We start from the raw sequence: 11001 nt of genomic DNA, 5'->3' as shown, positions 1-11001 counted from the left end.
CACCCGTACCTCCCGAACGGTCGGCCCCGCGGAGCACTACCGTGGACGCACACCGTATTGGGGAGCCATGCCACCGACCCGCCTCACACCACCCGCCGAGCCCGGCGCAGTCGCCTCCGCCTCGGCTCCGGTCCCGGGAGCAGGAGCAGGAGCGGGACCGGCTTCCGTCCCGGCTCCGGCTCCGGTTCCGGTCCCGGTTCCCGACGAGGCCGTGACCCCCCTGATGCGCGGCATCGCCGTCCTGCACCGCCTCACCGAGGCCGGCGGCACGCTGAGCCTCAGCTCCCTGGAGAGGACGACCGGCCTCGCCCGCTCCACGGTGGACCGCATCGCCGCGACCCTGGCCCGCATGGGGTACCTGCGCCTGGACGGCCGCGACGCCGTCCTCGCCCCCCGGCTGATGGAACTCGGCAACGCCTATCTGGCCGCCCTCCGCCTCCCCCGCCTGCTGGACGGCCGCGCCGACGACCTCGCCGACGAGCTGGACGAGTCGGTGTCGCTCGCGGTCGCCGACCGCGACGGCATCCGCTTCATCCACCAGGCCACCCGGCGCCGCGCGATGTCGCTGAGCTTCCGCATCGGCGACCTGCTGCCGGCCGAACGCACCGCGCCCGGCCCGCTGTTCGCGACCGGGTGGACCTCCGAGGACTGGACGCGCTGGCGCGAACGCCGCGCCGCCGACCCGCAGGACCACGGCTTCCCGGCGATCCCCCCGCGCGAGACCCCCACACAGGCCGCACAGTCCACACAGGCGGTCGAGCCCGAGACCTTCGAGGAACGCACCCGCCGGGCGGGCGAGCGGGGCTGGGCCCTGGACGACCAGCTGATCGAGCCGGGCCTGGTCGCCCTCTCGATGCCCGTACGGGACAGGGACGTACGGGCTCCCCCGGGCCCGCGCCCTCCCGGCGCCGCGTCCTCGCCGTCACCGGCGCGGTGGTCACGGTCGCCGCCGGCGGCGGCGGTGCCGTCTGGCTGACGCGCCGCACCCGGACCACCGGCGGGCCGGCTGCCGCCCGGCCGACCCGCACCGTCGTCCTGCACGCCGCACTGACCGGCGGGCAGCGGGCCACCGGCACGGCGCACGAGCGCGGGGCGCGGCTGGCCGTCGCGGCCCACAACGCCCGTGCCGGTGCCCCTTTCGCCCTCGCGCTCAGGACCGTGGACGACGGCGGGGTACCGGAGCGGGCCCGGGACGCGGCCCGCGAGGTCGCCGGCGACTCCGCGGTCCTGGCGGTGATCGGGCCGACGACCGAGGCCACCGCGCGGGCCGCGTCCTCGGTGTACGCCGCCGCGTCCCTGCCCATGGTGGTGGTGTCGGTCGACATCGATGCCGCCAGGCTCTCGACGGCCGACCTGCGCACCCTGTGCGCGACCCGGCCGCCCGGCACCTACCGGCACCTGCCGCTCCTCGACTACCTGCACCGGGTGCGCCCCGTCACGCGTACCGCCGTCCTGGAGGACCGGCGGGCGGGCGCCACGGCGAACAAGCTCGCCCGCGACCTGAGCGAGGTGCCGCCCGGCCGCGGCCGGGGCGGCAGGACCACCGTGCATCCCGTCGCGGCGGACACCGCGGACTTCGGACCCGTCGTCGCCGCGGCGCTGGCGACCGGCCCGCAGGCAATCGTGTACGCGGGCACCTCGCCGGACCGGGGCGCGGCCTGTGCCCGGGCCCTCGCGGACGCCGGCTTCACCGGTCCGCGGATGACGATCGAGCCCGTGATGCGGCCGCTCTTCCTGACCGAGGCCGGCCGGGCGGCCGAGGGCTGGCTGTTCGAAGCCCCTTACACGCGGGCGCAGTCGGCGGGGTCCCGGGCCGCCGCGGGGTTCACGGCCGCCCACCGCAGGCGCTACGGCACGGATCCGGCGCCCTGGGCCGCCGAGACGTACGACGCGGTGGGCCTGGTGAGCCGTACGATCGCGGACCTGGGGGGCGGCGACGACGTCATGCCGGGCCAGATCGCCGAACGGCTGTTCCGGCTCACCTACGACGGCGTCGCCAAGCAGATCCGGTTCCTCGACGGCGCGGGGCACCAGCTCCTGGGCGAGAAGGCCGGTTTCCTCTACCGGGTGGAGGAGGACGGGTTCCGGTACCTGGGCCGGCACGACGAGCTGCCGGACGGAGGGACCGGCGCGGGCGGGGTCAGCCCGTCCGGTAGAGCGCCGTGAGCAGTTCGATCACGGCCGGTGCGGCGGGGTGCGGGTCGTCCCGCCACCAGGCGAGCCGTACGGCGATCGGTTCGGCGTCCCGCACGGGCCGGTACACCACACCGGGGCGCGGGTACTGGTACGCGGTCGACTCGGCGGTCACCCCCACGCACCGCCCGGTGGAGATCTCGGTCAGCCAGTCGTCGACGTCGTGCGTGTCACGGGTGGCCGGCCGGGCCCCGGGCGGCCACAGCTCCGTCGTGGTGGTCCCGGTCCGCCGGTCGACGAGCAGGGTGCGTCCGGCGAGGTCGCCGAGCCGGACGGACCGGCGCCGGGCCAGCGGGTCGTCGGCGGCCAGGGCGCACAGCCGCCGTTCCAGGCCGACGACGGCCGAGCCGAAACGGCGCTCGTCGCGCCGCTCGTCCAACGCCCGCCGCACGACGCCCAGTTCGCAGATCCCTTCCGCGAGCCCCGCGGTCGCGGAGTTGACGCGGACCAGTTCCAGTTCCGTTCCGGGATGTGCCTCGGCCCAGCCGCGCTGGAAGGCCAGGGTGTGGCGGCCGAGCGCCGACCAGGCGTACCCGACGCGCAGCGAGGCCTGTCCCGAGGCGGCCTCCCGGACCAGGCCCTCCACCTCGCCGAGCACCCGCCGGGCGTGCGCCACCACGCGCAGGCCGGTCGCCGTGGGGGTCACCTGACGGGAGGTCCGCCGCAACAGCCGTACGCCCAGGGCGCGTTCGAGGGACGCCAGGGTGCGGGACACCGCCGCCTGGGAGACCCCGAGGGCGATGGCCGCGTCGGTGAAACCGCCCTCGTCGACGATCGCGACGAGGCAGCGCAACTGCCGCAGCTCCAGATCCATGACTCAAGCGTATAGATGGTTCGGCGGATGCATTTTGCGTATGCGGGGAACCGGCGCAGCATCGCACCATGGACGCAGCCCCCGCGCCCGCGACGGCGCCCGCACGGCACACCTCCCCGACCTCCCTGGCCTCCCCGACCACTCCCGTCCCCGCGACGTCCGCTCCGGACGGCCGCCGGACGGCCGGGCTGCTCATCCTGCTCGGCAGCGGCCTGTCCAACCAGACCGGCGCGGCGGTCGGCTCGCTGGCCTTCCCCGTGCTCGGCCCGCTCGGTGTCGTCGCCGTGCGCCAGTACGTGGCCGCGGCGGTCCTGCTCGCGGTCGCCAGGCCCCGCCTGCGCTCGTTCACCCGCCACCAGTGGGGTCCGGTCCTGCTGCTGGCCCTGGTGTTCGGCACGATGAACCTGTCCCTCTACACCGCCGTCGACCGCGTCGGGCTCGGTCTCGCGGTGACCCTGGAGTTCCTGGGGCCGCTTGCGATCGCGCTGTGCGCCGCGCGCCGGCGGGTGGACGCCTGCTGCGCGCTGGTCGCCGCGGCGGGCGTCGTCACCCTGATGCGCCCCCAGCCGTCCGCGGACTACCTGGGCATGGGGTGCGGCCTGCTGGCCGCCGCCTGCTGGGCCGCGTACATCCTGCTCAACCGTACGGTGGGACGGCGTGTCCCCGGCGCGCAGGGCTCCGCGGCCGCCGCGGCCGTCTCCGCCCTGATGTTCCTGCCGGTCGGCGTCGTGCTGGCGCTGCGCGACCCGCCGGCCCCGGCCGCCGTCGCGTACGCCGTCGTCGCCGGTGTCCTCGCCTCCGCGGTGCCGTACCTGGCGGACATGTTCACCCTGCGCCGGGTCCCCGCACCGGCCTTCGGCCTCCTCATGAGCGTCAACCCGGTGCTGGCCGGTCTGGTCGGCTGGGTGGTCCTCGGTCAGCACCTCGGGCCGCTGGACTGGGCCGCCGTCGGCGCCGTGGTGGCCGCGAACGCGATCGGCGTCCTCGCCTCCCGCCGGTGAGCGCACGGGGGCCCGCGCGCCCACCGGCGAAGGGCCGCCCTACTCGGCGTAGAAGGTGGCGTCCGCGCGGGCCGTCGCCGTGTCGGCCGGCTGGGTGACGAGCAGGTAGTCGTAGTGCCGGACATAGCTGCCCGCGAGGTTGTACGACTCGAAGGAGACGCCCGCCGCGTCGGCCAGACCGGCCCGCCGGTAGAAGCTCGCGTCGGCCTTGAAGCCCGTACTCCCGTCGCTCTTGTCCACCCACACCTCGCCGTTGCTCCGGTGGCGGAGGTAGTAGCCGGGGAAGTTCGCCGATTCCAGCGAGACGGTCCCGGTGCCGGCGAGGCCGGTCACGACGCGGAACTGGGAGTCGGCGAGGTTGGTGACGTTCGGCTCGATCTTCGCCCGGTACTCCCAGTGCCGGATGTACCGGTCGGGGAAGTTGTACGAGGAGAAGCGCACCGGCGTGACCCCGTCGGCCACCGGGATGCCGAAGTTGGGCGTGCCGTCGGCGTTCCAGTACAGCTTCTGGTAACGGGTGCGCCGGTTGGGGTCGTTGAGCGGGTCGCCGCTGATGTCCTTGTAGGAGCGGTCGTGGTAGACGAGGACGTCGGACCTCCCGTCCTCGGACGTGGTGAAGCTGTTGTGGCCCGGCCCGTACTGCCCGGTGGCGGTGTTGCTGGTGAAGACCGGGGTGGGGGTCTTGGTCCAGGAGGCCGGGTTCATCAGGTCGGCGGAGGCGGAGGCGGTCAGCAGGCCCAGGCAGTAGTTGCTGTCGGTGGCGCTGGCCGAGAAGGACATGAAGACCTTGCCGCCGCGCTGGATCACCGCGGGCCCCTCGTTGACGGTGTGGCCCACCTTCTCCCAGGCGTGGGTGGGCCGGGAGATCATCACCGGACTGCCGCTGACGGTCCAGGGGTTGGAGAGCCTGGCCAGGTAGATGTTGGTGCCGTCGCCGACCGCCGGGTCGTTCTGCGCCCAGCTCAGGTAGCGGGTGCCGCCGACGGTGAAGGTGGTCGCGTCGAGGGAGAAGGTGTCCAGCGGGAGGGCGATGCGGCCCTTCTCGGTCCAGGTCCCGGTCAGCGGGTTTGCGGCGCTCGTCTCCAGGACGTACGGCCGGATCTTCCAGATGTCGTCGGTGGACCCGGCGGCGAAGTAGACGTACCACTTGCCGCCGATGTGATGGATCTCGGGCGCCCAGATGTGCGCGCCCATGTCACCACTGGCGTGCTTGGTCCAGATCGTCGTCTCGGCGGCCGTGGACAGGCCCTGGAGGGTGGTGGCCCGGCGCATCACGATCCTGTCGTACGCGGGCACGGTGGCGGTGAAGTAGTAGTAGCCGTCGGTGTGTTTGAAGACGTGCGGGTCCGCGCGTTGTGCGGCCACGGGGTTGGTGTAGGTGACGGCGGGCGAGGCGGGGGCCGCCGCCGCGAGGCCGGAGGTCAGTGCGGCCAGGACGACGGACAGCGCCATGACCGTCCGTGCGATCGTACGTCTCATTGCTCGTCGCCTCTCGATCATGCCGAACAGGTACGGGTCAGGGAGGTACGGGGTTTCGTCGTCGGGTGCGGGCCGGTGGGGGTTGCTCGCGCAGTTCCCCGCGCCCCTGGGTGGCCAGGGGCGCGGGCCCCGTCATGGGCTGCGGCGGGACGTCATCGTGCGCTGGACCAGGATGAACGCACACAGCAGCACACCCGTCGCGATCTTCGTCCACCACGAACTCAGCGTGCCCTCGAACTGGATCAGGCTCTTGATCAGGCCCAGCACCAGGACGCCGAACAGCGTGCCCACCACGTAGCCGGACCCGCCCGTCAGCAGCGTGCCGCCGATGACGACCGCGGCGATCGCGTCCAGTTCGAGGCCGGTGGCGTGCAGCGGGTCACCGGACTGGATGTAGAGCGCGAAGAGCAGCCCCGCCAGCGCGGAGCAGAACCCGCTCACCGTGTACACCGCGATCTTCGTGCCGCCCTGCGGGAGCCCCATCAGCAGCGCCGACTGCTCGTTGCCGCCGATGGCGTACACCCGCCGTCCGAAGCGCGTGTGGTGCAGGACGTAGAAGGCCACGCCCAGCACCACCAGCGACACGACGGCCCCGACGGAGAGGAAGCCGCCGCCCAGCGAGATCTGGGCCTGGGCCATGCTGCTCACCGTGGAGTCGGTGATGGAGATCGACTCCTTGCTGATGACCAGGCACAGCCCCCGGAAGAGGAAGAGGCCCGCGAGGGTCACGATGAACGGCTGGATCTCGAAGTTCTGGATCACGTAGCCCATGAGGTAGCCGCCGAACGCGCCCACCGCGAGCGCCATCGGGATGACGACCACGATCGGCAGCCCCTGCTTCTCCACCAGCCAGGCCGTGAACATGGTGGTGAAGCCGATGACGGAGCCGACGGAGAGGTCGATGCCGCCGGAGAGGATCACGAAGGTGGCGCCCACGGCGGCGACCAGCAGGTAGCTGTTGTCGATGAACAGGTTGAGGAACACCTGCGTCTCGGCGAACCCGTAGTTCTGGTACCGGCTGAGGCCGACGGCGTACATGACGAGGAAGAGCCCGGCCGTCACCAGGACGGGCAGGCGGCGGTCGGCGAGGATGCGTGCGGCCCGGCCCGGTGTCCGGCTGTCCGGCGCGGCGGGCTCGCGGGTGGTCGTGGTCGTCACGACACCTCCATGGTGCGTACGGCCTCGGGCGCCGGGGCGGTGTCCGCCGGCGTCGCGGCCTGCCGGTCGCCCCGCCGCCCGCCGAAGCGGCCGCCGCCGAAGACCTTGGCGCGGAACTTCGGGGACTGCATGAGGCAGACGATGATGACGACGGCGGCCTTGAAGACCAGGTTGGTCTGGGTGGGCACGCCGATGGTGTAGATCGTGGTGGTGAGGGTCTGGATGACGAGCGCGCCGACGACCGTGCCGCCGACGGAGAACCGCCCGCCGAGCAGCGAGGTGCCGCCGATGACCACGGCGAGGATGGCGTCGAGCTCGATCCACAGGCCGGCGTTGTTGCCGTCCGCGGCCGAGGTGTTGGAGCTGATCATCAGGCCCGCGATCCCGGCGCACAACGCGCAGAACACGTACACCATGATCTTGATGCGCCGGGAGCGGATGCCGACCAGGCGGCTGGCCTCGGCGTTGCCGCCGACCGACTCGACGAGCAGGCCGAGCGCCGTGCGGCGGGTCAGCGCCACGGTCACGGCGACCACGGCGGCCACCACGAAGATGGAGAAGGGCAGCGTCAGCCAGTAGCCGCCGCCGATCAGCTTGTACGGCTCGCTGTTGACGGTGATGATCTGCCCGTCGGTGATCAGCTGGGCGACCCCGCGCCCCGCGACCATGATGATCAGGGTGGCGATGATCGGCTGGATGCCCATCCGGGCGACCAGGAAGCCGTTCCACAGGCCGCAGACGACGGCGGCCGCCAGGCCGATGCCCATCGCGAGCAGCACTCCGGACAGGGCGTCCTGGTCGGCCTGGTCGCTGATGTACGAACAGGTCAGGGCGCCGGTGATGGCGACGACGGCGCCGACCGACAGGTCGATGCCGCCGGTGGCGATGACGAGGGTCATGCCGACGGCGACCAGGATGAGCGGCGAGCCGAACAGCACGATCGAGACGAGGCTGCCGTAGAGGTGACCGTCCGTCATCTTGACCGAGAAGAAGTCGGGCGTGAAGGGGACGTTGACGAGCAGCAGGACGACCAGCACGGCGACCGGCCAGAACAGGTGATGGCGGCTCAGCGCCCGCCATCGGGACGTGGTGGTCACTGGTGCTCTCCGCTCGCGATGGTCTCCAGGATCCGGGTGGGGGTGATCTCGGGCCCGTTGGCCAGCTTCGCCACGAGCTTGCGGTCGCGCAGCACGCCGATGGTGTGGCTCAGCCGCAGCACCTCCTCCAGCTCGGCCGCGATGTACAGCACGGCCATGCCGTCCTCGGAGAGCGAGACCACCAGTTTCTGGATCTCGGCCTTGGCGCCGATGTCGATGCCGCGCGTGGGCTCGTCCAGGATCAGCAGTTTCGGCTGCGTGATCAGCCAGCGGGCGAGCAGCACCTTCTGCTGGTTGCCGCCGCTGAGCTGCCCGACCCGGGCCTCGGGGTCGGCCGGCCGGATGTCCAGGGCCTTGATGTACTTGGCGACGAGTTCGTCGCGCTGGGCCGCGGGGACGGGCCGGGTCCAGCCGCGCGCGGCCTGCAGGGCCAGGACGATGTTCTCGCGCACGGTCAGGTCCGGTACGAGGCCTTCGGCCCTGCGGTTCTCCGAGCAGAAGGCGACGCCCGCGGCGATGGCGTCGTTCGGGGCGCTCATCGGGACCTGCCTGCCGCCGATGGTGACCTTGCCGCTGTCGGGCTGGTCGGCGCCGAAGAGCAGCCGGGCCAGTTCGGTGCGGCCCGAGCCGAGCAGTCCGGCGAGCCCGACGACCTCGCCCTTCTTGATCTCCAGGTCGAAGGGGGCGATGCGGCCGGTCCGGCCGACGCCGTCCGCGGTGAGCAGTGACTCCCCCACGTCGGCGTGGAGTTGGTGGTCGTGCAGTTCCTCCAGCTGGTCGAGGGCCTTGCCGATCATCAGCTGGACGAGGCCGACCTGGTCGAGGTCGCGGACCAGGTGCTCGCCGACGAGGGCGCCGTTGCGCAGGACGGTCATGCGGTCGCAGACCTCGTAGATCTGGTCGAGGAAGTGCGAGACGAACAGGATCGCCACACCCTGGTCCTTCAACCGCCGCATCAGGGCGAAGAGTTCGAGGACCTCGTCGCGGTCGAGGCTGGAGGTCGGCTCGTCGAGGATCAGCACCCTGGTGCCCGATCCCGGGCCGTCGCTGTCCCCGGTGCCCACCGACCGTACGATCGCGACCAGTTGCTGCACGGCCAGCGGGTACGAGGACAGCGGCGCGTCGACGTCGATGTCCAGGCCGAGCCGGTCCACGAGTTCGGCGGCCTCGCGGCGCAGCCGCTTCCACTGGATGCGGCCGAAGCGGGTGGGTTCGCGGCCGATGAGGATGTTCTCCGCCACCGACAGGTTGGGGCAGAGGTTGACCTCCTGGTAGACCGTGCTGATGCCGGCCTGCTGGGCCTGCGAGGGGCTGTGGAACCGTACGGGCGTGCCGTTCAGGGTGACGGTGCCGCCGTCCAGGGAGTACACCCCGGTCAGCACCTTGATGAGGGTGGACTTGCCGGCGCCGTTCTCGCCGAGCAGGGCGTGGATCTCGCCGGGGAAGAGCCGGAAGTCGACACCCGACAGAGCCCGTACCCCCGGAAATTCTTTGACTATGCCCGTCATCTCCAGGACGGGCAGCGGCTCTGCCATGGCAGCGCTCCTCACGGATGTTCGTTCGGGCCCGCGGGGAGCCTCCTGGGCCGAGGCGTGCTCGGCCGGGCGGAGGCTCCCCGGCGGTGGGTGCGGCCGGTGCGCGCGGGCCGGAGCCCGCGGACCGGTGCGGGTCAGTACTTGCGGGTCGGAAGGGCCTCCTTGGCCTCCTCCTGGAGGAAGTCGCCCTCCTTGGTTTTGATGCGGCGCTCGACCGTCTCGCCGTCAGCGGCCTTCTTCACCAGGTCCATCAGCTGGGGACCGAGCAGCGGGTTGCACTCGACGATGCCGTTGATCTTGCCTTCGGACATCGCGACGAAGCCGTCCTTCACCCCGTCGACCGAGATGATCAGGATGTCCTTGCCGGGCTTCTTGCCGGCCGCTTCGATGGACTGGATGGCGCCGAGGGCCATGTCGTCGTTGTGGGCGTAGAGCACGTTGATGTCCGGGTCGGACTGGAGGAAGGCCGCCATGACCTGCTTGCCGCCGGCCCGGGTGAAGTCGCCGGTCTGGCTGACGACGATCTTCCAGTCGTCCTTGTGCTCGGCGTCCATGATCTCCTTGAAGCCCTTGGCGCGCTCCAGCGCCGGGGCGGCGCCGGTGGTGCCCTCCAACTGGGCGATCTTCACCGGGCCCTTGTGGCCGGCCTTCTGCAGGACCGTTTCGAGCATCTTGCCCGCGCGGCGGCCCTCGTCGATGAAGTCGGAGCCGATGAAGGAGACGTACAGGGAGTCGTCGGACGTCTTGATCGAGCGGTCGGTGAGGATGACCGGGATCTTCGCGGTCTTCGCCTCCTTGAGCACCGCGTCCCAGCCCGTGACGACCACCGGCGAGAAGGCGATGACGTCCACCTTCTGCGCGATGTAGCTGCGGATCGCCGAGATCTGGTTCTCCTGCTTCTGCTGCGCGTCGGAGAACTTCAGGGTGTAACCGGCCTCCTTGGCCGCCTCCTTGACCGACTTGGTGTTGGCGGTGCGCCAGCCGCTCTCGGAACCGACCTGCGCGAAGCCCAGGGTGATCTTCTTGCCACCGCCGCCACCGCTGCCGGAGTCGGAGGAGCCGGAGGAGCTGTCGTCCTCCTTGGCACAGGCCGCCAGGCCGCCCGCGACCGCCACGCCGACCGCCGCGGTGAGGAAGTTCCTTCTGTTGAGCATGTTCTTCTCCTTTGAAGAGCGGGCCCTCGGGGGCCTGCTGGTACGCACTCGGTGCTCGTCGGGGCGGACTCGCCGTGTCCGGTTCCGTACCGGTTCGATGTACGGTCCGTGTCCGGCGTGTCCAGCCTGCCGATCATTGTTCGAAATACCGGTCACAGAGGGGTGTGCGGTGGGTGACGCGAGGGGTCGGCTGTCGGGTGGTGGTGTCAGGCGGGCGGGGCGCCCTGGTCGGAGGTGTACGGGAACGTGCTGGCGCGGACGACGAGTTGGGGCTCGACGGCGATGCGGAGCGCCCCGGACGGCTCCCTGCCCTCGATCAGGTCGAGGAGCAGGGCGATGCTGCGCTTGCCGACCGCCGCGAAGTCCTGCCGGACGGTGGTGAGCGGCGGCGCGAAGAACTCCGACTCCGGGATGTCGTCGAAGCCGGCCACCGCGACGTCCTGCGGGGTGCGCACGCCCGCCTCGCGCAGGGCCCGCAGCACCCCCAGCGCCATCTGGTCGTTGGCAACGAAGACCGCGGTCAGCCCCCGGCCCACCCAGCCGGCCAGTTCCTGGCCCGCCCGGTAGCCC

Annotated in this window: 9 protein-coding genes and 1 pseudogene; 3 read left to right on the top strand and 7 right to left on the bottom strand. The window is 71.8% G+C overall.

Translation table 11 applies throughout. The features are described from left to right. Positions 1 to 223: 223 nt before the first annotated feature. Both FGF04_RS12615 and FGF04_RS12610 read left to right on the top strand, forming a co-directional pair. Positions 224 to 868: pseudogene (locus FGF04_RS12615) on the top strand (IclR family transcriptional regulator); the annotation flags it as partial. Positions 869 to 933: 65 nt separating this feature from the next. Continuing rightward, positions 934 to 2166, top strand: coding sequence for an ABC transporter substrate-binding protein (locus FGF04_RS12610; protein WP_149511404.1), 1233 nt, complete (start codon positions 934 to 936; stop codon positions 2164 to 2166). Here FGF04_RS12610 and FGF04_RS12605 read toward each other — a convergent pair. Next, complete coding sequence (locus FGF04_RS12605; RefSeq protein ID WP_149511403.1) at positions 2141 to 3007, bottom strand: LysR family transcriptional regulator; 867 nt, start codon at positions 3005 to 3007, stop codon at positions 2141 to 2143. The genes FGF04_RS12610 and FGF04_RS12605 overlap by 26 nt on opposite strands. A gap of 68 nt (positions 3008 to 3075) precedes the next feature. Here FGF04_RS12605 and FGF04_RS12600 point away from each other — a divergent pair, with 68 nt between their 5' ends. Next, positions 3076 to 4008 carry an EamA family transporter gene (locus FGF04_RS12600; RefSeq protein WP_149511402.1) on the top strand — a complete coding sequence of 311 codons (933 nt, stop codon included), beginning with the start codon at positions 3076 to 3078 and terminating at the stop codon, positions 4006 to 4008. 39 nt (positions 4009 to 4047) lie between these two features. Here FGF04_RS12600 and FGF04_RS12595 read toward each other — a convergent pair whose 3' ends face one another. From FGF04_RS12595 to FGF04_RS12570, 6 genes are all read right to left on the bottom strand, one after another. Then, positions 4048 to 5460 (bottom strand): family 43 glycosylhydrolase, encoded by a 1413-nt coding sequence (locus FGF04_RS12595; protein WP_149511405.1) that lies wholly within the window; start codon positions 5458 to 5460, stop codon positions 4048 to 4050. A gap of 159 nt (positions 5461 to 5619) precedes the next feature. After that, entirely contained in the window at positions 5620 to 6645 is a 1026-nt protein-coding gene (gene yjfF / locus FGF04_RS12590) for a galactofuranose ABC transporter, permease protein YjfF (RefSeq protein WP_149511401.1), read from the bottom strand. Then, on the bottom strand, positions 6642 to 7742 hold the full coding sequence (locus FGF04_RS12585; RefSeq protein WP_149511400.1) for an ABC transporter permease: 1101 nt from the start codon (positions 7740 to 7742) through the stop codon (positions 6642 to 6644). Before FGF04_RS12585 ends, yjfF begins: the two co-directional genes overlap by 4 nt. Continuing rightward, on the bottom strand, positions 7739 to 9277 hold the full coding sequence (locus FGF04_RS12580) for a sugar ABC transporter ATP-binding protein (RefSeq protein ID WP_149511399.1): 1539 nt from the start codon (positions 9275 to 9277) through the stop codon (positions 7739 to 7741). The genes FGF04_RS12585 and FGF04_RS12580 overlap by 4 nt, the downstream gene beginning before the upstream one ends. A gap of 134 nt (positions 9278 to 9411) precedes the next feature. Next, positions 9412 to 10431: an ABC transporter substrate-binding protein gene (locus tag FGF04_RS12575; protein WP_149511398.1), complete on the bottom strand. Its 1020-nt coding sequence runs from the start codon at positions 10429 to 10431 to the stop codon at positions 9412 to 9414. 206 nt (positions 10432 to 10637) lie between these two features. Continuing rightward, a partial coding sequence (locus FGF04_RS12570) for a substrate-binding domain-containing protein (RefSeq protein WP_188114064.1) occupies positions 10638 to 11001 on the bottom strand: 364 nt, incomplete at its 5' end.

It is taken from the genome of Streptomyces apricus (assembly GCF_008369065.1).
GTDB lineage: Bacteria > Actinomycetota > Actinomycetes > Streptomycetales > Streptomycetaceae > Streptomyces > Streptomyces apricus.
This window is presented reverse-complemented; position numbering and strand designations above follow the sequence as displayed.

Bases quoted from the DNA above. Each gene is read 5' to 3' on its own strand.
- FGF04_RS12575 (WP_149511398.1), bottom strand. From the start codon at position 10,431: ATGCTCAACAGAAGGAACTTCCTCACCGCGGCGGTCGGCGTGGCGGTC.
- FGF04_RS12600 (WP_149511402.1), top strand. From the start codon at position 3,076: ATGGACGCAGCCCCCGCGCCCGCGACGGCGCCCGCACGGCACACCTCC.
- FGF04_RS12605 (WP_149511403.1), bottom strand. From the start codon at position 3,007: ATGGATCTGGAGCTGCGGCAGTTGCGCTGCCTCGTCGCGATCGTCGAC.
- FGF04_RS12580 (WP_149511399.1), bottom strand. From the start codon at position 9,277: ATGGCAGAGCCGCTGCCCGTCCTGGAGATGACGGGCATAGTCAAAGAA.
- FGF04_RS12595 (WP_149511405.1), bottom strand. From the start codon at position 5,460: ATGGCGCTGTCCGTCGTCCTGGCCGCACTGACCTCCGGCCTCGCGGCG.